General features: G+C 74.3%; 19 protein-coding genes. 8 read left to right on the forward strand and 11 right to left on the reverse strand.

Annotation, left to right across the window (positions count from 1 at the left end):
* Positions 1–15: 15 nt before the first annotated feature.
* Both ACZ55U_RS29020 and ACZ55U_RS29025 read right to left on the reverse strand, forming a co-directional pair.
* Positions 16–783 carry a leucyl/phenylalanyl-tRNA--protein transferase gene (locus ACZ55U_RS29020; RefSeq protein WP_465530626.1) on the reverse strand — a complete coding sequence of 256 codons (768 nt, stop codon included), beginning with the start codon at positions 781–783 and terminating at the stop codon, positions 16–18.
* Positions 780–4190: an amino acid adenylation domain-containing protein gene (locus ACZ55U_RS29025; RefSeq protein ID WP_465530628.1), complete on the reverse strand. Its 3411-nt coding sequence runs from the start codon at positions 4188–4190 to the stop codon at positions 780–782. The genes ACZ55U_RS29020 and ACZ55U_RS29025 overlap by 4 nt, the downstream gene beginning before the upstream one ends.
* Positions 4191–4420: 230 nt before the next feature.
* Here ACZ55U_RS29025 and ACZ55U_RS29030 point away from each other — a divergent pair, with 230 nt between their 5' ends.
* Entirely contained in the window at positions 4421–7597 is a 3177-nt protein-coding gene (locus ACZ55U_RS29030; RefSeq protein WP_465530630.1) for a putative bifunctional diguanylate cyclase/phosphodiesterase, read from the forward strand.
* A gap of 67 nt (positions 7598–7664) precedes the next feature.
* Here the strand turns inward: ACZ55U_RS29030 and ACZ55U_RS29035 are convergent, their stop codons facing one another.
* Positions 7665–9479: an alpha/beta fold hydrolase gene (locus ACZ55U_RS29035; RefSeq protein ID WP_465530632.1), complete on the reverse strand. Its 1815-nt coding sequence runs from the start codon at positions 9477–9479 to the stop codon at positions 7665–7667.
* A gap of 145 nt (positions 9480–9624) precedes the next feature.
* Entirely contained in the window at positions 9625–10476 is an 852-nt protein-coding gene (locus ACZ55U_RS29040) for a helix-turn-helix domain-containing protein (protein ID WP_465530634.1), read from the reverse strand.
* 242 nt (positions 10477–10718) lie between these two features.
* Here ACZ55U_RS29040 and ACZ55U_RS29045 point away from each other — a divergent pair, with 242 nt between their 5' ends.
* Together ACZ55U_RS29045 and ACZ55U_RS29050 are read left to right on the forward strand one after the other, a co-directional pair.
* The gene (locus ACZ55U_RS29045; RefSeq protein WP_465530636.1) at positions 10719–11060 is read left to right on the forward strand and encodes an Ig-like domain-containing protein; all 342 of its coding nucleotides are present in this window, start codon (positions 10719–10721) and stop codon (positions 11058–11060) included.
* Positions 11061–11216: 156 nt separating this feature from the next.
* Positions 11217–12047, forward strand: coding sequence for a methyltransferase domain-containing protein (locus ACZ55U_RS29050; RefSeq protein WP_465530638.1), 831 nt, complete (start codon positions 11217–11219; stop codon positions 12045–12047).
* Between the two features lie 149 nt (positions 12048–12196).
* Here the strand turns inward: ACZ55U_RS29050 and ACZ55U_RS29055 are convergent, their stop codons facing one another.
* Complete coding sequence (locus tag ACZ55U_RS29055) at positions 12197–12463, reverse strand: hypothetical protein (protein ID WP_465530640.1); 267 nt, start codon at positions 12461–12463, stop codon at positions 12197–12199.
* A 102-nt stretch (positions 12464–12565) separates the two neighbouring features.
* Positions 12566–12847 (reverse strand): hypothetical protein, encoded by a 282-nt coding sequence (locus ACZ55U_RS29060; protein ID WP_465530642.1) that lies wholly within the window; start codon positions 12845–12847, stop codon positions 12566–12568.
* 187 nt (positions 12848–13034) lie between these two features.
* Here ACZ55U_RS29060 and ACZ55U_RS29065 point away from each other — a divergent pair, with 187 nt between their 5' ends.
* Positions 13035–14327 (forward strand): alpha/beta hydrolase family protein, encoded by a 1293-nt coding sequence (locus ACZ55U_RS29065; RefSeq protein WP_465530644.1) that lies wholly within the window; start codon positions 13035–13037, stop codon positions 14325–14327.
* A 33-nt stretch (positions 14328–14360) separates the two neighbouring features.
* Here the strand turns inward: ACZ55U_RS29065 and ACZ55U_RS29070 are convergent, their stop codons facing one another.
* The 3 genes from ACZ55U_RS29070 to ACZ55U_RS29080 all read right to left on the reverse strand — a co-directional run bounded on the left by ACZ55U_RS29070 (position 14361) and on the right by ACZ55U_RS29080 (position 17737).
* Positions 14361–14588, reverse strand: coding sequence for a hypothetical protein (locus ACZ55U_RS29070; RefSeq protein ID WP_465530646.1), 228 nt, complete (start codon positions 14586–14588; stop codon positions 14361–14363).
* Between the two features lie 100 nt (positions 14589–14688).
* Positions 14689–15438, reverse strand: a complete 750-nt coding sequence (locus ACZ55U_RS29075) for a hypothetical protein (protein WP_465530648.1) — start codon at positions 15436–15438, stop codon at positions 14689–14691.
* A gap of 256 nt (positions 15439–15694) precedes the next feature.
* Positions 15695–17737 carry an oxidoreductase gene (locus ACZ55U_RS29080; protein ID WP_465530650.1) on the reverse strand — a complete coding sequence of 681 codons (2043 nt, stop codon included), beginning with the start codon at positions 17735–17737 and terminating at the stop codon, positions 15695–15697.
* Between the two features lie 207 nt (positions 17738–17944).
* Here ACZ55U_RS29080 and ACZ55U_RS29085 point away from each other — a divergent pair, with 207 nt between their 5' ends.
* Positions 17945–19186 (forward strand): FAD-dependent monooxygenase, encoded by a 1242-nt coding sequence (locus tag ACZ55U_RS29085; RefSeq protein ID WP_465530652.1) that lies wholly within the window; start codon positions 17945–17947, stop codon positions 19184–19186.
* A gap of 40 nt (positions 19187–19226) precedes the next feature.
* Here the strand turns inward: ACZ55U_RS29085 and ACZ55U_RS29090 are convergent, their stop codons facing one another.
* Positions 19227–19802: a TerD family protein gene (locus ACZ55U_RS29090; protein WP_465530654.1), complete on the reverse strand. Its 576-nt coding sequence runs from the start codon at positions 19800–19802 to the stop codon at positions 19227–19229.
* 113 nt (positions 19803–19915) lie between these two features.
* Entirely contained in the window at positions 19916–20335 is a 420-nt protein-coding gene (locus tag ACZ55U_RS29095; RefSeq protein ID WP_465530656.1) for a hypothetical protein, read from the reverse strand.
* A gap of 112 nt (positions 20336–20447) precedes the next feature.
* Here ACZ55U_RS29095 and ACZ55U_RS29100 point away from each other — a divergent pair, with 112 nt between their 5' ends.
* The 3 genes from ACZ55U_RS29100 (at position 20448) to ACZ55U_RS29110 (ending at position 21379) form a co-directional block, all read left to right on the forward strand.
* Positions 20448–20741 carry a hypothetical protein gene (locus ACZ55U_RS29100; RefSeq protein WP_465530658.1) on the forward strand — a complete coding sequence of 98 codons (294 nt, stop codon included), beginning with the start codon at positions 20448–20450 and terminating at the stop codon, positions 20739–20741.
* An 88-nt stretch (positions 20742–20829) separates the two neighbouring features.
* A complete protein-coding gene (locus ACZ55U_RS29105) occupies positions 20830–21033 on the forward strand; it encodes a CopG family transcriptional regulator (RefSeq protein ID WP_465530660.1) in 204 nt (67 codons plus the stop codon).
* 1 nt (position 21034) lies between these two features.
* Complete coding sequence (locus tag ACZ55U_RS29110) at positions 21035–21379, forward strand: VOC family protein (protein ID WP_465530662.1); 345 nt, start codon at positions 21035–21037, stop codon at positions 21377–21379.
* Positions 21380–21469 lie beyond the last annotated feature (90 nt).

Below are 21469 nucleotides of genomic sequence, written 5' to 3' on the forward strand. Positions count from 1 at the left end.
GCCACGGGGGCGGCGTCAGCCCAGCCGCGCCGCCGGCAGCATCGCCCCGTCCAGCGGGCCGGTTCCTCCTCCGCCGGACAGCACGGCGAGGTAGCGCGAGCGCGCCATCGGCACCGCCCCCAGGCTGCGCACGTGCGGGCCGTCCCACTGCGCGTCGAGCAGCCGCCCGCCCGCCGCGCCGAACCTCGCCCCGAGGTCGGCGACGGCGACCCGGGCGGCGTCCGGTCGGCGGTGGAACATCGAGTCCAGGCTCAGCACCGGACCGACGGCGACCCCGAACACCCCGCCGATCAGCTCCTCCCCCTCCCACACCTCCCCGCTGTGCGCCGCCCCCCGTTCGTGCAGCCGCACCAGCGCCTCCGCCAACTCCTCCGTCAGCCAGACCGGTTGGCGTTCCTCGGCGCAGGCCGTGACCACCCGCTCGAAGGCCTGGTCGGCGCTCGTCCGCCAGCCGGCCCGGTTGCGCAGCCGCCGCGCCAGCCGGCTCCCGATCCGCACGGCGTCGGGCGCGATCACCGGCCGGGGGTCGGGCGACCACCAGGCCAGCGCGTACGGGTCCGGCCCGCCGGGCAGCAGGGCCACGCGGCCCTGCTCGACGTCACCCCCGTACACGGCCTCGTTGTACGCGCTCGCGTAGACGTCCGCCGCCGGAAGCGGGAACAGCCCGCGCCGGTACGCGGTGAGCAGTTCGTCCGCCCCGAGGCTCCCGCCGAAGGCCACCGGGCCGTCCCCGGGCGCGCGCCGGAGGTCGAGCGCGTCCAGGGCGGCGGCGAGGGCCGTCACGGCGACACCGCCCGCAGGAACCCCTCCCGCTCCAGACCGTCCAGGTAGTGGTCGATCAACTCGGCGCTCACCGGCGGGAGTTCGATGCCGCTCCCGGCGAGCGCCGCGTCCGCGTCCGTCCGGTCGAAGAGCGGGAACGTCGGCCGGAAGTACATCTCGCTGATCGACAGCTCCGACCCCGGCGCCCGGTCCACGAACAGCGGGACGAAGGGCGCCACGGGGTGCGTCGGGTGCCCGGCGGCGAACCGGACCAGCCCCCGCACCCAGTCCCGGTACGGCAGTTCGGCGATCCGGTGGCCGCGCGCCCGCAGCCGCCCCGCCAGGTCGGTGAGCACCGCCGGCCGCGGGGAGGTGAGGTGGTAGGCCTCACCGGCGGCGGGCGCGTGGGCGGCGATGTGGGCGACGGCGCGGGCGAACCGGTCGGCGGGGACGAAGTCGAGCAGCAGCTCGACGTCCGGGCTGGTCCCGCTGTCGGCCAGGTAGGCGATCAGCGCGCACAGTTCGGTGCCGGTGTTCATCACTCCGCTCTCCAGGTCCCCGGTGACGTCGTTGGTGCGCAGCACGGTGACCGGCAGCCCGGCGGCGGCCGCGTTGTGCAGCAGCTGCTCGGCGACCCACTTGCTCTCGACGTAGCCGACGCCGAGCCGTTCCGGGTGGGCGAGCGGGGTCCGCTCGGTGACCTTCGGGACGCCCGCCGCGCCGAAGCCGGCCAGCACGGCGAGGGTGGAGAGGTAGTGCACCGGGATGCCCCGGCTGTGCCCGGCGAGCCGGACGACCTCCCGGGTGCCGCCGACGTTGGCCTCCCGCAGCTGGTGGTACGGGTAGAGGAAGTTGACCTGCCCGCCGAGGTGGAAGACGGCGTCCAGTCGTCCGGCCAGCCAGTCGAACCGGGGGTCCGGCAGGCCGAGTCGGGACCGGGTGAGGTCGCCGACCAGCGGCACCACCCGCGGGTCGGCGAGGTCGTGCCGCAGGAAGCGCTGCTGCGCGGCCCGCAGCCGTTCCAGCGCGTGTTCCTCGTCCGGCGCGCGGACCAGGCAGTGGATCCGCGCCCGGGTGGTGGCGAGCAGCGCGTGCAGCAGGTGGGCGCCGCAGAAGCCGGTGGCGCCGGTCAGCAGGATCTCGGCGGGGTCGGCCCGGGAGGGCGCCGGGTTCCAGGACTGCCGGAGGTCCTCGGTGAGCCGGGCCTGCGCGAACCAGTCGACGGCGCCGTCCCCGCCGTCCGGCGCCCCGCCGTCCGGCGCCTCACCGCCGGTGGCCGCCGTACCGGCCTGCGGGCGCGCGGTGCGCAGTGCCCGGGCGAAGGCCCGCAGCGCGGGTTCGCGCAGCAGCGCGCGGGTGAGGGCGCGCACCTGCCCGACGTCGACGCCGAACATGATCCGGGCCCGCGCCAGCATCTCCATCGCGAGCAGCGAGGTGCCGCCGAGGGCGAAGAAGTCGTCGTCGGGGCCGACCCGTTCGACTTCCAGCAGCTCGGCCCACAGGTGTCCGACGGCCTCCTCGACCGCCTCCGGCCCCGTCCCCTCCTCACTCTTCCGCACCGCTTCCGCTTCCGCCGGCCGCACCGGGGCGTGCGGCAGCCGCCGCCGGTCGATCTTCCCCGCCGCGGTGAGCGGCATGGCCTCCAACGGCACCAACTCGGCCGGCACCAGGTACTCGGGCAGCCGCTCGGCCAGGAACGCCCGGAACCCCGCGGCCCCGCCGGCCGCCCCGGCGGCGAGGGTGTAGTACGCGGTGAGGGTCCGGCTGCCGTCCGCCGCCCGCCCGTCGGCCGCCACCCGTGCCTGCCGGACGTCCGGGTGCGCGGCCAGGACGGCTTCGACCTCGGCCGGGTCCACCCGGTGTCCGCGCACCTGCACCTGGTCGTCGAAGCGGCCGAGGATCTCCAGCTGTCCGTCCGCCCGCCAGCGCCCGGCGTCGCCGGTGCGGTACATCCGTTCGCCGGGCAGCGTCGCGTACGGGTCGGGCAGGAAGGACTCGGCGGTGAGGCCCGCCTGGCGCCAGTAGCCGCGGGCGAGGCCGGGCCCGCCGAGGTGGATCTGCCCCTTCTCGCCGGGCCGGACGGGGCGCAGCCGCGCGTCCAGCACGTGCACCCGTACTCCGGGCAGCGGCCGCCCGATCGGCACCGGCGCGGCGGGGGCGCCGGGTGTGGCGGGGGCGCCGAGTGTGGCGGAGGCGCCCGGCGCGGCGGAGGCGCCCGGCGCGGCGCCGAGCAGTTCGGCGGTGACCTCGCAGAGCGTGGAGGTGACGGTCGCCTCGGTGACCCCGTACGCGTTGAGCAGCCGGGCACCGGGCAGCCGGTCCAGGCAGCGGCGGCAGTCGTCGGCGTGCACGGCGTCCCCGCCGACCACCACCAGCCGCGGCCCCCGCGGGCCGGGCCCACCGGGCGGGAGCAGGTCGAACAGGTGGTGCGCGTAGGCGGGGGTGAGATCGGCGACGGCCAGGTCCAGCGCGGACAGGCGGCCGGCCAGTTCGGTGGGCGCCCAGGTGCCGCCCGCGCTCCGGCCGCCGCCGAACACCACGGTCGCGCCGGCGAGCAGCGCCCCGAAGACCTGTTCCAGCGCGGTGTCGGAGCCCAACGCGGCCAGTTGCAGCACGCGTTCGCCCGGGCGCAGCCGGTAGGCGTGGACGATCCGGTCGAGGGTGAACAGCAGCGCACGGTGGGTGACCGCGACGCCCTTGGGGCGGCCGGTCGTACCGGAGGTGTAGATGAGGTACGCGAGGTCGTCGGGGGCGGCGCCGTCGTCGAGCCGGAAGCCGCCGGGCCGGGTGTCCGGTGCCGGCGCGTGCGCACCGTCCGGCCGCAACACCTCCACCCCCACGGCCCCGTGGAAGGCGTCCCCGTCCGCGAGCACCACCCGGGCCCCGCTGTCCTCGACCAGCCGGGCCAGCCGTCGCGGCGGGTGGCCCGGGTCCAGCGGCAGGAAGGCGCCGCCCGCCTTGAGCACGGCCAGCCAGGCGGTCACCAGTGCCGGACCCCGCTCCAGGCAGACCGGCACCACGTGCTCCGGCCCGGTCCCACGGGCCCGCAGTCCGGCGGCCAACCGGTCGCTGCGCAGGTCGAGTTCGCGGAAGTCCAGGGTGGCGTCGGCCGCGACGACGGCGACCGCGTCCGGGTCGTGCGCCGCCCGCGCGCGGAACAGGCCGTGCACCGTGTCGGCGAACCCGGCCGCCTCCCGCGGCACGGGGGTGCCTCCGGCGATGCCCAGCCCGGCCGGGCGCCACTCGCGCTCCACCCAGGCCCGGCAGTCGGCCCGCGCGGCCGGCCCGTACACCTGCCGCCAGCCGGCCGGAACGGTCAAGTCCCCCGGCCAGATCGCGTACTGACCGTGGCCGTTGCGGACCACGGCGTGACGGCCGGAGCCCGCATCCGTGCGTGCGCCCTGTGCGCTGTCTGCTGCGTCGTCCACCGGCTTGACCTCGTGCTGTGGCGGCAGAATGCTTGGGAGTGCGACATTTCCGACTATACGCACTCATGCCCCAGGGAGGACGTCCGGTCACCCGACGACCGGACGCCTAACCGTTGCGCGAAAGCACTCACCCGCCCCACCCGGGCCGGCCCACCGGCCCTGCCCGTCCCGCCCTCACCCGAACTCCCCTGCCCGACCGGCGGGGTGGTGTCGTGGAGGAGGTAGCCTCGTTGACTCGCCGGCGACAACGCCTGATGGCCTGTTACCTGCTCTGGATGGTGCTGTTCACCGGCATCTACTACGCGAACCCGAGCCAGCGGATCATCTGGTGGACGGGCGTCGGCCTCGGCGGCGTCGCCGCCGTCGTGGCCGGCGTCCACCTCAACCGCCCCGCGCACGCGCGGTTCTGGTACGTGCTGGCGCTCGCCAACCTCAGCTTCACGGCGGGCGAGGTGGTGCAGGCCGTCCAGTTGGACATCCTGCGCCTGCCCAATCCGTTCCCCTCCGTCGCGGACGGCTTCTACCTGGCCGAGTACGTGCTGTACGCGGTCGGCCTGCTGGGCTTCATCCGCTGGCGCACGGCCCGTCAGGACCGCGCCGGACTGCTCGACGCGCTCATCCCCACCATCGGGGTCGGCCTGCTCGCCTGGATCTACCTGATCCTCCCGTACGCCCGCAACCCGGACCTCGGCTGGTTCCAGAAGGCCGTCTCGATCTCCTACCCGCTCGGCGACGTCGTCGTCCTGGCCCTGCTGCTGCGGCTGCTGACCCCGCGCGGCGGCAGCTCCCGCTCGCTGCGGCTGCTCGCCGTCGGCGCCCTCGGCCTGCTGGTCTCCGACGTGCTGTACGGGCTGATCCAGCTGCACGGCACCTGGCACATCGGCACGCCCGTCGAACTCGGCTGGGCCGCGTTCTACACCGCCTGGGGCGCGGCGGCCCTGCACCCGTCGATGGTCGAGCTGACCCGGCCGGTGCCCACCCAGCAGCCGGACCTGAGCACCTCCCGGCTGGCGCTGCTCACCCTCGCCTCGCTGATCGCCCCGGCGATCCTGATCATCGAGGCGCTGGCCGGCAACACCAGCAACGCGGGTGTGATCGGCGCCTTCTCCGCCCTGCTGTACCTGCTGGTGCTGGCCCGGCTGGCGGTGGTCGTCTCCGCCCGCCGGCAGGCCGTCGCCCGGGAGCGGACGCTGCGCGAGGCGGGCGCCCGGCTGACCGCGGCCGTCACGGTGGAGCAGGTCGCGGACGCCGTCCAGTCCGCCGCCTCCACCCTGATGCCGACCGAGGCCGGGCACACCGCCCTGCTCGCCGTCGCCGAGGCCGGGACGCCGCACGTCCGGCACCCCGAGCGCGGCGCCGACCGGTCCGCCCCCGGGGAGGCCGCCGGGTCCGACTCCGACCGGGTGCTCGCTCTCGCGGCCGCCCGCGGGACCCTGCTGCTGCCCGTGGACTCCCTCGGACTGCGCGGCCCCGACCCGTCCGACGACGGCTTCCCCGCCCGGCTCCGCCGCATGCCGTTCGCCCTGGTCTGCCCGCTGACCCTCGCCGAGCGCCCCTCCGGCGACCCGCTGGTCGGCGCGCTGGTCGTCACCGGCACCGAACAGGAGCTGACCAGTCTCTGGAGCTCGCTGGAGATCCTCGCCGCACAGGCGGCCCTGGCGGTCGAGCGGGTGGTGCTGAGCCGGGAGGTCGCCCGCCGCAACAGCGAGCTGTACTTCCGGACCCTGGTGCAGAACGCCAGCGACGTCATCCTGATCCTCGACCCGGACGACGGGGTGCGCTACGCCTCGCCCTCCGCCGAGACGGTGCTCGGCCACCCGGACCTGGCGGGCACCCCGCTGACCGACCTCGTCCCGCCCGAGGACAGCGGGGAGGTCGCCGGGGCGCTGGCCCGGATGCGCGGGGCCGGCGGTCCGCCGCGCGGCGAGCAGCCCCGCGAGCACTGGCGGCTGCTGCGCCGGGACGGCACCGTGATCGAGGCCGAGGTCCGCTCCGACGACCTGCGCGACGACCCGACCGTCGGCGCCCTGGTGCTCACCCTGCGCGACGTGACCGAGCAGCGGCGGATGGAGCGCGAGCTGACCCACCGGGCCTTCCACGACGCGCTGACCGGCCTGGCCAACCGGGTGCTGTTCCTGGACCGGGTCGGGCACGCCCTGTCCCGCGGCCAGCGCAGCGGGGCCGTGACCGGGGTGCTCTTCATCGACCTGGACGACTTCAAGGTGGTCAACGACACCCAGGGCCACGCGGTCGGCGACGAGCTGCTGGTCGCCGTCTCGCTGCGGATCTCCACCGCGCTGCGCGCCTCGGACACCGCCGCCCGGCTCGGCGGCGACGAGTTCGCCGTGCTGGTGGAGGACGCGCGGCGGCCCGCCGACGTGGACACCATCGCGGCCGGGGTGCTCGCGGTGTTCGCCGAGCCGTTCAAGCTCGCCTCGGGCGCGGTCCGGGTGACGGCCAGCATCGGCGTGGCCACCACCGAGGACAGCGTGGACGCCACCGAGCTGCTCGCCCACGCCGACCTCGCGCTCTACTCCGCCAAGGCGGCCGGCCGCCGCCAGTGGCGCCACTACCGGCCGGCCCTCCAGACCGGGATGGTGGAGCGGCACGAGCTCAACGAGCACCTGGACTCGGCGATCGCCGAATCGGCCTTCCAGCTGTACTACCAGCCGATCGTCGATCTGCGCTCGGGCGATCTGGTCTCCTTCGAGGCGCTGGTCCGCTGGCCGCACGACCGGCGCGGCATGGTGCCGCCGGACGAGTTCATCGCCCTCGCCGAGGAGAGCGGCCAGATCGTCCCGCTCGGCGCCTGGGTGCTGGAGCGGGCCGCCCGGGAGGTCGCCGCCTGGCAGGCCGCGAGCTCGCAGGCCCGGGCGGCGGCCGGCCGGCCCCCGCTGCGGGTCAACGTCAACGTCTCGGCCCGGCAGTTCCGCGACGCCGGCTTCGTGGACGTGGTCCGCCACGCCCTGGCCGGCTCCGGCATCGACCCGCACACCCTCGTCCTGGAGCTCACGGAGTCCGTGCTGATGCGCCGGGACGACCGCGTCCACGCCGACATGGCCACCCTCTCCGGCCTCGGCGTCGGGATCGCCATCGACGACTTCGGCACCGGTTACTCCTCGCTGTCCTACCTGCGCGAGTTCCCGATCTCACTGCTGAAGATCGACAAGTCCTTCATCGACGGCCTCGGCCACTCGCGCCAGCAGTACGCCCTGGTCGAGGGCATCACCCGGATCGCCGACACCCTCGGCGTCCAGGTCATCGCCGAGGGCATCGAGCACGCCGACCAGCGCGACCTGCTCGCCGCCATGGGCTGCCCACTCGGCCAGGGGTACCTCTTCGCCCGCCCGATGGACTCCCCCCAGGCCCGCGCCCTGGTCCGCGGCACGACGCACGAGGCCGCGTGAAGCGGCCCGCCGCCTCGCGGCGACGGGCCGTTCCAGGGCCCTCCGGAGCCCTCCGGAGCCGTTCGGGTCAGCCGAGCGGGAGCTCCAGCCGGGACTCCTCGCCACTCGGCGAACCGATCGTGACGGTGCCCTTCTTGGCGGCGTAGGAGTACAGCTGGTCGCGGCTGTTGACGACCAGCGCCAGCCGGTGGCCCTCCGCCACGTCGTACGCGGCGGGCTGGAGCCGCCAGCCGACGGTGGTGTCCTCGCCGGGGGTCAGGCCGAGCAGGGTGTACGGCTCGTGGGTGATGATCCGCGCGTCGCCGTCCGGCGCGACGTCGAACAGGTACGCCACCAGGGTCACCGCCTCCTCGGTGCTGCGCACCGTCAGCCGGACCTCCGCGGCGCCCCGGACGCGGCGGGCCACCCCGTCGCTCCCGGTCAGCCGGTCGGTCGACCAGACCAGCAGGTTCTCCCGCTCGAACTCGCCCAGGACGTACTTCCTGGGGTTGCCCGTCCACTCCTTCTGGCCGGTGTCCATCACGGCGTCCACCGCGGTGGCCTTGGTCTCGACTCCCGCGGTGAAGCTCCGCGACCAGCCCTCGTTCGGCTTGTCGGCCAGCGCGCCGTCGCCGTCGCCGTTGGTGCCGGTGAGGTACCAGTGCTCGACGCCGGTGGTGACGTCCTCCCAGGAGCCGTGCTCCTCCCTGCGGGCGGCCTCGGTGATCCGGCGGACGTCGCCCAGCAGCGGCTTGGTCTTGTAGGTGAACATGACCTGGTTCTTCACCGGCTTCCAGCCCGGCACGTCGTTCGCGGCGCCGAGCAGGTGGTGGTCCAGGAACTCGTAGGCCTCCTGGACCGGGTCCCGCAGGCCGGGGTAGGGCAGGCTGGCCGGCAGGCCGGACAGGCCGGCGCCCTCCGGTGCGCCGTGGTCGCCGATCCACAGGTTCAGGCGCTTCGGCACGGAGAGCCGCTCGAAGACGTCCACCACCGGGGCGACCGGGAAGAGGGTCTCGTGCCAGGTGTTGGAGACGAAGATCGGGATGCCGCGCTCGTTGGTCCGCTCCAGGTAGGTCTCCGGCGAGCGCACGGTGCCCCAGGCGACCACGTCGTCGAGGTCGCGGTCCTCCGCGAACTTGTCGAGGATGTCCAGGGCCTCCGCGTCGAACTTGTCGTCCCGCTCCCCGCCGGTGAAGCCGACCAGCAGCTCCACGGCCTTCAGGTGCCGGGTGTCGTTGGCGTAGAGGCTGGTGGCCAGGTTGCCCCAGGTGCTGACGGCGACCACCGCGTCCACCCGGTCGTCGGGGTCGTGCGCGGCGACCAGCTGGCTGATCCCGGAGCCGTAGGAGAGCCCGAGGAAGCCGACCTTGCTCGGGCCGAAGTGCTCCTGGGCGTAGGTGATCACCTTCGAGCCGTCGGCCCAGTCCTTGGGCCCGGCGACGTCGACGCGCCCCTCGGAGGTGGAGAGCCAGTTCGGGTAGCCGAGGCCGCGCGGGGTGTAGGTCAGCACGTGGTAGCCGCGCAGCGCCAGCTTGAAGTACGCGTAGACGAAGGGCAGCCAGCCGAGCGGGTTCCAGCCCGCGGGCAGGATCACGACCGGGCGCGGCTCGCCGCCCTTCAGCTTGATGGTGAAGGCCGACAGGCCGATCTCCTCCCCGTCCTCCCCCACGGGGATCCTGGTGACGTCGATGTCGGAGGTCTGCCGCACCTTGGCCACCAACTCGGCCAGCTCCGGCGGGAGCTGGACCGACTCGTCGCCCTGGGCGGCCGCCACCAGGGCGTTGCCGAGGTCGACGACGGCCTGGTTGACGGTGTTGCCGGGGCCCCGGAGACCGGTGTCGGCGATCTCCACGAGAGTCGCCTCGGTGATCACCGGGATCGGTTGCCCACTGATGCTGGCCATGCGAACCGCCCTTTCCTCAACGGATACTGACCGCATCATGGTCCGGAGCGACCGGGCACTAACTGACGGAACGTCAGATTCGCTCGGATAGGTGGTTCACGGGCCTCCCCACTCGCCGATCACCCGGTGCGTGGTATCCACCGCGTCAGTCGAGCGCTGCGCGGGCCGAGGCGATCAGCGCCCGGGCGCGGTCGCCGTACACGGCCGTGGCGGACAACTTCTCGAAGGCGTCCAGGTAGTGGGCGATCTCGCGGGGCCTGGTCACGGTCAGGCTCGCCGTGAGGGTCTCCACCTCGACCCGCTCGTCGTCGTACGCGCTGAAGGTCTCCAGCGGCCACACCTCCCGCGCCGCGCCGGCCGGGATGATCCCCAGGGCGACGGCGGGCAGCGCGGTCGCGGCCGGCAGCTCGTCCAGCTGCCCGCGCATCGTGTCGGCGTCGCCGATCCGGTGGCGCAGGACCGGTTCCTCCATCAGCAGCGCGAACCGCCGCCCGCCCTCCCGGACGATGCGCGAGCGGGCCAGCCGGGCCTCGACGGCCTGCGCGACGTCGTCGGGCGTGCCGTGGAAGCGGGTGATCGCGGACAGCAGCGCCGTGGCGTAGCCCCGGCTCTGCAGGAAGCCGGGGACGAGGGAGGAGCTGTAGACCCGGAACGCCTTGGTGCGTTCGAACAGCGGCAGGTAGGAGTTCTGCAACCGCGTGAGCCCGCTGCGCTGGAGGCGCCGCCACTCCACGTACATGGAGTCGGCGGACCGGGTGGCGGCGATGAGGTCGGCCGTCTGCTCCTCCGCCCCGCACAGCCGGCACCAGGTGCGGATGTCCTCGTCGGAGGGGGCGGTCAGGGCGTTGATGATCCTGGACGACTTCGAGGGGTGCCAGCCGGCCCGGAGCGCCAGTTCGCGCCCGTTGAACCCGGCGTCGCGGCAGATCTCCCGGAGACGGACGGCGACTTCCTTCCGGACCGCCTGCGCGCTGCTGAACGACGTGGTCGAGGGCATGGTCCGCCTTCCGGGGGGTCGAGTGGCCTGCGCGCCGCCGTGCGGCTTCCGCCCCGGCAGCGTAGCCGCGAGGCGGCCCCGCCACCGAGCCGATTGCGCGCAGTTGCAGCCGAGTTGGGCGCTCGCGCATCCGGCCCGGCGCGGGCCGCGCACCCGCTCTCGCCCCGTCCTCGCGCCCGGATGCGGGCCGCCGTGCGGGTGCCTAGGGTGGAAGTAGCCCAGAGCATCCGGGAGGTCACACCATGACTTCCGACAAGAAGCCCGTCCATCTCACGGCACGCACGGTGAGCGGCCACGCGGTCCTCAACGCACCGATCAGCGGCGACTTCGAGGCCACGCTGACCGATGCGAACGGCAAGCCGATCGTGGGGCGGCAGATCACCTTCTACAGCACCGCCAGCGGCCAGCGGGTCGGCTCGGCGACCACCGACCAGAGCGGGATCGCCAAGCTGAACTCCGGCTCCAAACTGCTCGATCCGGTCATCGTCGCCAGCACCCTGGCCACCGGCTGTGAGGCCCGGTTCGAGGGTGACGACGAGTACCAGGCGGCCTCCGCCCACGCCGGCACCGCCGTCGGCGTCTGATTCGCCGGTGGCTGATCCGCCGGTGCCCGGCCGGAAGTCCTCAACCAACCGAAGGACACGAACAGTTACGAACGCGGCGCAGGCGTTCCGCTCCCCGGGCCCAGGAGCGTCGGGGAGCACGCCTGCGCCGTCCGGCCGTCACCGGGGGTGGGCGCCATGACCGCATCGCGCCCCACCTCGGCTTTTCACGCCGCCAACGTCGACCCGGCGGTCACCGACCGGCTGGTCACCGCGCTGGACGTCCAGGCCGCGAACCCGGGGGTGCGACGGCTGCGAGCGTGGGCGCACGCGCGGCTCGACGCGCGCCCCGGACAGCGGGCGCTGGACGTCGGCGCCGGCACCGGTTCGGAGACCCAGGTGCTCGCGACCGCGGTCGCCCCCGAGGGCGGACCCGCCGGCAGCGCCATCGGCGTCGAGCCCCACCCCGGTTTGCGGGCCGTCGCCGAGCGGCGTGCCGCCGAGGCCGGCAGTCCGGCCCGCTTCGTGGAGGGCGACGCGCTCGCGCTGCCGCTGCCCGACGCCGACGCCGACGTGGTCTGGTGCGAGCGCGTCCTCCAGCACCTCACCGAGCCGGCGAAGGCCGTCGCCGAGATCGCCCGGGTGCTGCGCCCCGGCGGCCGGGTCGCCCTGCTGGACACCGACTGGTCCACCTTCCTGCTCCACCCGGCCGCCCCGGAGATCCGCCCCGCCCTGGCCACCGTCGCCCGGAGCACCGCCGCCACCCCGGACGCCGGGCGCGGCCTCACCGGCTGGCTGAGCGGGGCGGGGCTCACCGTCGACCACCTCGGCGCCGACGTGCTGCTGGCCGACCCGCACACCGTCGTCCGGCCGATCGTCCACGGGCTCGGCACGGCGGCCGTCGAACGGGGCCTGATCACCGAGGGGCAGCGCGACCGGCTCTACGCCGACCTGGACGCGGCCGCCGCGCGCGGGGCGTTCCACCTGTCGGTGACGATGTTCGCCGTCATCGCGCACCGGCCCGGCTGAGTCATAACCACCGTACGTCCGGGGGCGGTTGGCCTCGACGGAGCGGTTGGCCCCGGCGCACGGTTGGCCTCGACGGAGCGGTTGGCCCCGGCGCACGGTTGGCCCCGGCGCACGGTCGACAGCGCGTGGCCGACCGCCGAACGCGGGCCTCAGAGCCGGTGCAGCGCCACCTCGCACAGCCGGCACCGCTGCTGCTCCAGCTCCGGCGGGTACCACGGCTCGCCCGGCCGGGTGGGGCGGTAGTGGGCGTGCTCCATCGGAGCGGTGTCCAGCCCGCAGAGGGTGCGCGCCTGCGGGTCCTCCGGGACGTCGGGGTCCTGGCCGGCGGCGTGCACCGCGACCACGCCGGGGCCGACGCCCTCGGCGCCGAGGGCCTGGTCCGGGGCCAGTTCGAAGAGGACGACGATCGAAGCCACGCTCCCACCGTGGCGGGCGGCGGCCGTCCGCGCATTTCGATCTTCACCCCCGCCGGCCGGGCCCGGCCCACCCGGGCGCCACCCGAGGTCCCCGGCCCCGGCCTACCGGGGCAGCCGCGCCCGCCGGTCGGCCCGCCCCGAGGCGAGCACGCGCGCCCGGGCCCAGACGCCCGCCAGCGCCGAAACGAACAGCGCCACCATGCCGAGCCAGGTGGCGCCCTCGAAGGCCCACCAGATGACGGCCACGTCCGCGCCGATCACCACCACCCCCACGAGCAGCGCGAACACCGCGGACAGGAAGCCGCCCAGCAGCCGCCCGCCCCGGGCCGCCGGACCCGACCTCCGCAGCGCCTCGTCCGCGCTGTACCCCTGTCCCTCGCTCATCGCGCCCTCCTCCCGGACCGCTCCGGGCCCGGCCCCAAGCCCCGGTCCGCCGGCCTCGCGAGTGGACCCCCTCGGGGCCGCCCGCGCATCAGCCCCGGGATGTACATCCGTGGGTCAATACCCCTTGACGGTAGATCAATCCACGGTCCGACGACGGAGACGCGTGCCGCGTGACAGCGTTCCGCGCATGGACACCACGCCGATGGACACCACGCCGACGGGCACCGCCCCGCCGACGGACACCGTACCTCTCGCGGGACGCGCCGGGCTGAGCCGCCGCCACCTGCTGGGCGCCGCCCTCACGGTGGGTGCCGCCGCGCCGCTGGGCCTCGCCCGCGCCGCCTCGGCCGCTCCCGTTCCCGCCGCCACCCCTCCGGGCAGCGCCACGGACACCCCCGCCCGGCTCACCCTGCCCGCGCCCACCGGCCCGTTCCCGGTGGGCATGGTCCCGCTGCACCTGCGCGACGAGTCCCGGCCGGACCCGAACGCCAGGCCCGGTCGGTTCCGCGAGCTGATGGCCACCGTCTGGTACCCGGCCCGGGCGGCGGACGCCGCCTCGTACCCGCTCGCCCCCTGGATGACCGAGGGCGCGATGCGCGCCTTCCTCGACGACGTCGGCTTCCCGCTGCCCCTCTCGCTCACCCCGCTCACCGCGGGCCACCAGGGCGCGCCCGTCCACCGGAGCGGCCGGCCGCTGCCCGTCGTCCTCTACTCGCACGGCGCGGGCAGTCACCGCGGCGACCACACCATCGTGTGCCAGGAGTTGGCCGGCCACGGCTTCGCCGTCGTCACCGTCGACCACACCCACGACGGGTTCACCGAGTTCCCGGACGGCACCGTCGTCACCCGGGACGGCGTCGGCCCCGGCCTGTACCCGAGGGACTACGCCGCGGACCTGCTCTTCCTGCTCGACCGCGTCGTCGACCTCGCCGACGGCCGCAATCCCGACGTCGACGGCCGCCCGCTGCCGGCCGGCCTGCTCGGCGGCCTGGACGCGCGCAACATCGGCGCCGCCGGCTGGTCCAAGGGCGGCACCGCCGTCGCCCTCGCGATGGGCGCCGACCACCGCATCCGCGCCGGACTCACCTTCGACGGGCGGATGGAGTCGAACCCCGCCCCCAGCGCCGACATCGACCGCCCGTTCATGCTGATGACCGCGACCTACACCCGCGCCGCCAGCCCCTTCGTCGAGACCTTCTGGAACCACCTGCGCGGCTGGCGCCTCGACGTCCAGGCCACCGGCGCCGTCCACTCCTCCTACGGCGACAACATGACGCTGATCCCCCAGGCGGCCCGACTGCTCGGCCTGACGGAGCAGCAGGTCCGGTCCCAGGTCGGCACCCTCGACCCCGACCGCGGCGTCCTCATCCAACAGGCCTACCCCCTCGCCTTCTTCGACCTCCACCTCCGGGGCCGCCACCACGGCAACCTGCTCGACGGCCCGTCCAGGGCCTTCCCCGAGGTCGTCCACCACCCGTAGGCCTCCGGGGCCCGGCGTCGAACGGGCAACGCCTCAGCCGCGGCTCAGATCCATGAAGAACGACACGAGCGCGCCAATGGCCGATACGGACGAGAGGACGATGAACCCCCACCCAGCGACCAGGAAGACGCCCACCTGCACGCCCTCGGAAGACCTCGCGGAGGGCTGTACGAACCAGTCCCTGAAACCCCGGTAGTTCGTGACCACGGCTATCCCGAGGAACAGGGGGATCATGAACATCAGGGCAATGACGGCCTTCATGAGAGCTCCCGAGTGACGTCCGGGCGAAGCGGATACCGTTCGCGGGGCCGGATTCGGCCCCGCGAACGGTACCAAGGAGCTGCTGGGTGGTCCCGGGCGCTCAGGTGTGGCGGCCGGGGGGCGGGGTGGCGGGCAGGGGCGTGGTGCTGCCGGCCTTGGCGCCGAGGGTGTGTTCGGCCTTGGCGACGGCGGTGCGGTACCGCATCGAGGCGGTCTCCTGGTCGGCGCCCTGGCGCTGGAAGTAGCCGAAGGCCATCAGCGCGTTGCCGAAGCGCTCGACGCCGATGTAGCCGTTGAGTTGGACCCCGGCCAGGGTGCCGGTGACGCGCACGGCGGGGGCGTCCTTGCGGTCGCCGAGGGTGACCGGGGTGACGGTGAAGGTCACCTTGTCGTTGGCACCGCCGTTGAAGGTGACGGAGCGGCAGCTCCGCAGGGCGTCGGCCGCCGTGTCGAAGTCGGCGGTGAGCCGGTCGGGCGCCTCGGCCGCGATGGCCTGGGTGACCATCGGGTTGCCGTTCGGGCCGTCGATCGCGACCGCGGCGCGCGAGACCTGTGAACCGGTCTGGGGGGCCCGCATGTTGATCAGGGCGCTGAGTCCGGCGCAGCCGGTCACCGACGACTGGTTCCCGCCGGGGCTGGGGCTCTGGGTCACCGGGGTCGCGGTGTAGCCGGGGCCGATGTCGGCCGCGGCCAGCAGAGCCGACGTCAGCTGGTCGGCGGAGGGCAGTGGTGGCGCGGACGCGGCCGGTGCCGCCTGCGCCGACGGGCCCAGGGCGAGTGCCACGACGGCGGCCGCGGCGGTGAGGGCGTGGACGGGCCTGGAGGAGTGGACGGGCCTGGGACAGGACATACGGGCCCCCGGTCGAGAGCTCGGGCAGGGACAGCCACCAGTGTCCCACCGAGGGCCCGGCGGGGCGCGCGGGCGGGTGTCCGCGCAGGTCAGGAGCCATCCGCCGGTGCGGCGGAGGGGAGGCGTACCGGGGTGGCCCCGCTCGGCCCCGGACGGGTGCGCACAGGCCGGCCGCCGGACGGGCGGAGCGCGAGCGGATCTCCGCCCGGCGTCCCGCGGTTCGTGCTGCGGGACGCCGGGCCGGGGGCTCGGTGGCTCAGAGGGCGGCGGCCAGTTCGGTGCCCTGCTTGATGGCCCGCTTGGCGTCCAGTTCGGCGGCCACGTCGGCGCCGCCGATCAGGTGCGCCGACAGGCCGCGCTCGCGCAGCGCCTCGTACAGGTCGCGGCGCGGCTCCTGGCCGGTGCAGAGCACCACGGTGTCGACGGGCAGCAACCGGCGCTCGCCGTCCACGGTGATGTGCAGGCCGGCGTCATCGATCAGGTCGTAGCTGACGCCGGGGACCATCACCACGCCGCGGTGCTTGAGTTCGGTGCGGTGGATCCAGCCGGTGGTCTTGCCGAGGCCGGCGCCGACCTTGCCGGTCCTGCGCTGGAGCAGGTGGACGCTGCGCGGGGGCTTCGGCCGCTCGGGGGCGCGCAGACCGCCGCGCTCGCGGTACTCCGGGTCGATGCCCCACTTCGCCTGGAACACCGGCGGGTTGAGGCTCGCGGAATCGCCCTGGTCGGTGAGGAACCCGGCCACGTCGAAGCCGATGCCGCCCGCGCCGAGGATGGCGACCCGCTCGCCGACGGGCGCGCCGTCGCGCAGCACGTCGAGGTAGCCGAGCACGCTGGGGTGGTCGATTCCCGGAATGTCGGCGGGAGTTCGCGGGGTGACGCCGGTGGCGAGGACGATCTCGTCGTGGCCCTCCTCGGCGAGCTGCTCGGCGGTGACGGTCGCGCCGAGCCGCAGCGTGACGGCCAGTTCGGCCAGCCGGGTGCGGAAGTAGCGCAGCGTCTCGCCGAACTCCTCCTTGCCGGGGATGCGCCGGGCGATGTCCAGTTGCCCGCCGATGGTCCCGGCGGCGTCGTACAGGGTGACGTCGTGGCCGCGTTCGGCGGCGGTGACGGCGAAGGCGAGGCCGGCCGGGCCGGCGCCGACGACACCGATCCGCCGGCGCGAGCGGGTGGGGCCGAGGACGAGTTCGGTCTCGTGGCAGGCGCGCGGGTTGACCAGGCAGGAGGTGATCCGGAGGTTGAAGGTGTGGTCCAGGCAGGCCTGGTTGCAGCCGATGCAGGTGTTGATGGCCTCGGCGCGGTCCTCCCGGGCCTTGGCGACGAAGTCCGCGTCCGCGAGCAGCGGGCGGGCCATCGAGACCAGGTCGGCGCTGCCCTCGGCGAGCAGCTTCTCGGCGATCTCGGGGGTGTTGATGCGGTTGGTGGTGACCAGCGGGATGCCGACCTTCCCCATCACCTTCTTCGTCACCCAGGCGAAGGCGCCGCGCGGCACCGAGGTGGCGATGGTGGGGATGCGGGCCTCGTGCCAGCCGATGCCGCTGTTGATGATGGTCGCCCCGGCGGCCTCGACGGCCTGGGCGAGCCGCACCACCTCGTCCAGGGTGGAGCCGCCGGGCACCAGGTCGAGCATGGAGAGGCGGTAGACGATGACGAAGTCCTCGCCGACCCGCTCGCGGACCCGGCGGACGATCTCCACCGGGAAGCGCATCCGGCGCTCGTACGGGCCGCCCCACTCGTCCTGGCGGTGGTTGGTCGCGGCGACGACGAACTCGTTGACCAGGTAGCCCTCGGAGCCCATGATCTCGACGCCGTCGTACCCGGCGCGGCGGGCGAGGGCGGCACAGCGGGCGAAGTCCTCGATGGTCTGCTCGACCTGCTCGGCGGTGAGCTCGTTGGGCACGAAGGGGCTGATCGGGGCCTGGACCGCGCTGGGGGCGACCAGGTCGCGGTGGTAGGCGTAGCGGCCGAAGTGCAGGATCTGGAGGGCGATCTTCCCGCCCGCGGCGTGCACCGCGTCGGTGACCACCCGGTGCTTGTCGGCCTCCTCCTCGGTGGTCAGCATCGCGCCGCCCTCCCAGGGGCGCCCGGCCTCGTTGGGGGCGATGCCGCCGGTGACGATCAGGCCGACGCCGCCGCGGGCCCGCTCGGCGTAGAAGGCTGCCATCCGCTCGTAGCCGCCGGGGGCCTCCTCCAGGCCGACGTGCATGGAACCCATGATCACGCGGTTGGGGAGGGTGGTGAAGCCGAGGTCGAGCGGGCTGAGCAGGTGCGGGTAGCGGCTGCTGCCGGGGTGGGCGCTCATCGACGTCTCCTGGGGCGCGGGCTGGGGAAGGTCTTTGTTACCGCACAGTAGGGGACGGGCGGCGCGGTATGCAACAAGTTGCATAAGGGTCGCTCCCAGGGCTCCTGCCCCCCTTTGGCGGCGAACCCGGGACCGGAGCCGGGCGGGCCGCGTATCGTCGTGTCCCGGACACGGCGGGGGCGTCACGGGCTCGGGAGAGGGGCGATCGTGCGGGGTGGATCGGTGGCCGTGGTCGGCAGCAGCATCGCCGGGAGCGCCTTCGCCGGCGCCGCCGCGCGGCTCGGCGCGGACCGGGTGGTGGTGCTGGAGCGCAGCCCCGGCCGACTGGAGGACCGGGGCGTGGGGCTGTGCACCCACGACGACCGCTTCGACGAACTGGTCCGGGCCGGGCACCTCGACGCGGACACCCGCCGCCACCGCCTCACCGTCCGCCGCTGGGTCACCCGGGGCACCGGCGGCCGGGGCGACGGACCGGACGGCTGCGGCCGGCCGCTCTGGGACCAGCCCTTCCCGTTCCACTCCCACCACTGGGGCGTCCTGTGGCAGGCGCTGCGCGAATGGGCGCCCGAGCAGGTCGAGTTCCGGCTGGGCACCACGGTGACGGCGGTCGGAAACGAGCGGGACGGCGCCTGGGTCGAGACGGGCGGCGGCCGCGAGGTCCACGACCTGGTGGTCGGCGCGGACGGCTACCGCTCGGTGGTCCGCGCCGCCGTCTGCCCGCACACCGAGCCCGAGTACGCCGGGTACGTGTGCTGGCGCGGCAGCTACGACAGCGCCCTGCTGGCCGAACTGCCCGGCGGTGCGGCGCCCTGGCCGCAGGAGCAGTGCGTCACCGTCTGCTACCCCGGCGGCCAGGCGGTGATCTACCGCATCCCCGGACTGGAGCCCGGCAGCACCCAGGTGAACTGGGTGCTCTACGCCCCCACCCCCGCCTGGCTGCGACTGGACGGCCCGACCAGCATCCCGGCGGGCAGCCTCACCGACCCGCGGCTGGACGAACTGCGACAGCTCGCCGAACGGCACCTGCCGCCGTACTGGGCCGGCCTGGTCGCGCTGACCCCGCGCGAACGGACCTTCCTCCAGCCGATCTACGACCTGGCGACCCCGCACCGCACGGCCGGCCGGCTGCTGCTCGGCGGGGACGCGGCCACCGTGGTGCGCCCGCACAACACCAGCGGCGTGGTGAAGGCCGTGCAGGACGCGCACGCCTTCGAGCGGGTCGGCCGGGAGGCCGGCTCCTGGGCCGCCCTGCTGGCCGCCTACGACCGCGAACGGACGGCCGCCGGGCGGGAGTTGGTGCACCTCGGCCGCACCCTCGGCCGGGCCCAGGTGACCGGGGCGCCGGACTGGTCACGGATGGACGAGCCGGCCATGACCGCGTGGTGGCAGCGGCAACTCACCGGCGACGAAAAGGGGTTCGGCGGCCACGCGCTCGGCCCCACGGGCTGAGCACGCGTCCGCCGAGCCCCTGCCGGCCCGCCGCGGACCGTCAGACGTTGACGCCGTAGTCGGTGGCGATGCCGCGCAGGCCGGAGGCGTAACCCTGGCCGATGGCGCGGAACTTCCACTCGGCGCCGTTGCGGTACAGCTCGCCGAAGACCATCGCGGTCTCGGTCGAGGCGTCCTCGGTCAGGTCGTAGCGCGCGATCTCCTGGCCGTTGGCCTGGTTGACGATCCGGATGAACGCGTTGCGCACCTGGCCGAAGTTCTGGAGCCGGGCGTCGGCGTCGTAGATCGACACCGGGAAGACCACCTTGGCCACGTCGGCCGGGACGCGGTCGAGGTCGACCTTGATCTGCTCGTCGTCCCCGTCGCCGCCGCCGGTCAGGTTGTCGCCGCTGTGCTCGACCGAACCCTCGGGGCTGCGAAGGTTGTTGAAGAACACGAAGTGCTGGTCGGAGACCACCTTGCCCAGCGCGTTGCACAGCAGCGCGCTGGCGTCCAGGTCGTAGTCGGCCCCGGTGGTGGTCCGCACGTCCCAGCCGAGTCCGACGATCACGGCGCTCAGACCGGGCGCCTCCTTGCTGAGCGAGACGTTGCCGCCCTTGGCCAGCGAAACTCCCACAATGCCCTCCTCGGATTCTCCCTGTGGACGAATCTACAACACTGTAGAGATCACGAGAATCCACCCGGAGGCGGGCCCCGCCCCGGGGATTCCTCGGGGTTCCCGGTTCCCCGTCACCGCCCGGCGTCGATCCCGATCCGCAGCGCGCCGTTCTCGGCCAGCGCCCGGCGGCCCCAGTCCAGCAGCAGCTCCAGCACCGCGCGCTCGGCGGCCGGGAGCCGGGCCCGGTCCGTCCGCTCGATCTCCCGGACCAGCGCCACCATCGACGGCTGCCCGATCCGGCTGCCGAAGTCGAGGTCCGGCTCGTGGCGGGCCAGGGTGGGCAGGGTCCGCGCGCCCAGACGGCGCAGCACGGACCGCAGCGCGCCGCCGTCCGCGTAGGCCGCCAGCCGCCCGGGCGGCGGTGGCGGGCCGGCCTTGCGCCCCGTCCGCGCCTTCACGGGCACCCGGTACAGCGCGAGGACGCACTCGTCCTCCGCCACCTCGTCGTCCGGCCCGTACGGCCGCGGGCCACCGCCCGTCGCGCTCCCCATGCCGAGCACCCTAGCGGGCGGTCGACCTAGGCTATGAGACGCGGGCTCCCCTCGCGGGGGAGCGCCTTCGCCGGATTCCCCCACGTCACAGGCCCTGTCGCCGGAGGTCCCGATGCGCCAGCGGTACAGCTTCCACCTCGACCAGGGCGGGCACTCGGTGACCGTCAACGTCCGCTCCGGCTGGATCACCGAGACCGAGCTGCTGGTCGACGGCAAGGAGTGCGCCTTCCACCGCGTCCACGGGCACGGCGTCTACCCGCTGACCCTCGCCGCCCAGATCGCCGAGGAGCCGCCGAAGCCGCTCGCGGTGCGGCTGGAGCGCACCGGCCGGGCCGAGCACCCGCTCTCCTGCGCCCTGGAGCTGGACAGCGCCGAACACCCGATGCCCGAGCGCACGGCGCGTTGATCCGATCCGGCTCCGCCGCACGGCGTTTCCTTCCCGCGCGTCCCTCGTGGCTACCTTGCTAGCAAGCTATGGTGCTAGCATCGTGGGCGTGGGAGACGAGGATGTGAAGCAGTTCAACGTGTACCTGCCGATCGGGCTGATCAAGCAGGTCAAGTTCCGCGCCGTCGAGCAGGAGCAGTCACTGTCGGCGCTGGTCGCCGAGGCGCTGCGCGCCTACCTCGGCGACGCCCCCGCCGCCCAGCACGAGCAACCGTCCGCGACATCCGTCGAGAAGTCCGTCGAGGAGGACTGAGATGACCACCGAGGGCATCGAAGCCGTGTTCCTGGAGACCCACAACTGGGGCAAGTCCGTGAAGTTCTTCCAGGGACTGGGCTACGAACTGGAGTTCGCCACCGACCACAACTCCGGCCAACTGCGCGGCAGCGCCGGCCCCACCCTGTTCATCGCCGAGATCCCGGCGGACCGGCAGCCGCAGGTCCAGCTGGTGCTGAAGGTGGCGGACTCCGACGCCTTCCGGCCCGGCGACGGGGTGGAGCTGGAAGCCCCGTTCGAGGACACCCACTTCGGCACCCGGATGGCGACCGTCCGCGACCCCGACGGCCGGGCCTGGGGCCTCCAGGCGCCGGCCAGGACCTAGGGCCTGTTTCAGAAGTGGATCAAGGTCGTGAGATGATCACGTTCCATGGCTCGGGGAGATCTGACGGACGCCCAATGGGCGGTGCTGGAA

It is taken from the genome of Kitasatospora sp. NPDC034533, assembly GCF_055575155.1.

What these genes read in the sequence shown, in the direction of transcription:
- ACZ55U_RS29070 (WP_465530646.1), bottom strand. Translation starts at nt 14,588, where the DNA reads ATGAAGGCCGTCATTGCCCTGATGTTCATGATCCCCCTGTTCCTCGGG.
- ACZ55U_RS29040 (WP_465530634.1), bottom strand. Translation starts at nt 10,476, where the DNA reads ATGCCCTCGACCACGTCGTTCAGCAGCGCGCAGGCGGTCCGGAAGGAA.
- ACZ55U_RS29075 (WP_465530648.1), bottom strand. Translation starts at nt 15,438, where the DNA reads ATGTCCTGTCCCAGGCCCGTCCACTCCTCCAGGCCCGTCCACGCCCTC.
- ACZ55U_RS29110 (WP_465530662.1), top strand. Translation starts at nt 21,035, where the DNA reads ATGACCACCGAGGGCATCGAAGCCGTGTTCCTGGAGACCCACAACTGG.
- ACZ55U_RS29035 (WP_465530632.1), bottom strand. Translation starts at nt 9,479, where the DNA reads ATGGCCAGCATCAGTGGGCAACCGATCCCGGTGATCACCGAGGCGACT.
- ACZ55U_RS29080 (WP_465530650.1), bottom strand. Translation starts at nt 17,737, where the DNA reads ATGAGCGCCCACCCCGGCAGCAGCCGCTACCCGCACCTGCTCAGCCCG.
- ACZ55U_RS29060 (WP_465530642.1), bottom strand. Translation starts at nt 12,847, where the DNA reads ATGAGCGAGGGACAGGGGTACAGCGCGGACGAGGCGCTGCGGAGGTCG.
- ACZ55U_RS29100 (WP_465530658.1), top strand. Translation starts at nt 20,448, where the DNA reads ATGCGCCAGCGGTACAGCTTCCACCTCGACCAGGGCGGGCACTCGGTG.
- ACZ55U_RS29095 (WP_465530656.1), bottom strand. Translation starts at nt 20,335, where the DNA reads ATGGGGAGCGCGACGGGCGGTGGCCCGCGGCCGTACGGGCCGGACGAC.
- ACZ55U_RS29050 (WP_465530638.1), top strand. Translation starts at nt 11,217, where the DNA reads ATGACCGCATCGCGCCCCACCTCGGCTTTTCACGCCGCCAACGTCGAC.
- ACZ55U_RS29065 (WP_465530644.1), top strand. Translation starts at nt 13,035, where the DNA reads ATGGACACCACGCCGATGGACACCACGCCGACGGGCACCGCCCCGCCG.
- ACZ55U_RS29045 (WP_465530636.1), top strand. Translation starts at nt 10,719, where the DNA reads ATGACTTCCGACAAGAAGCCCGTCCATCTCACGGCACGCACGGTGAGC.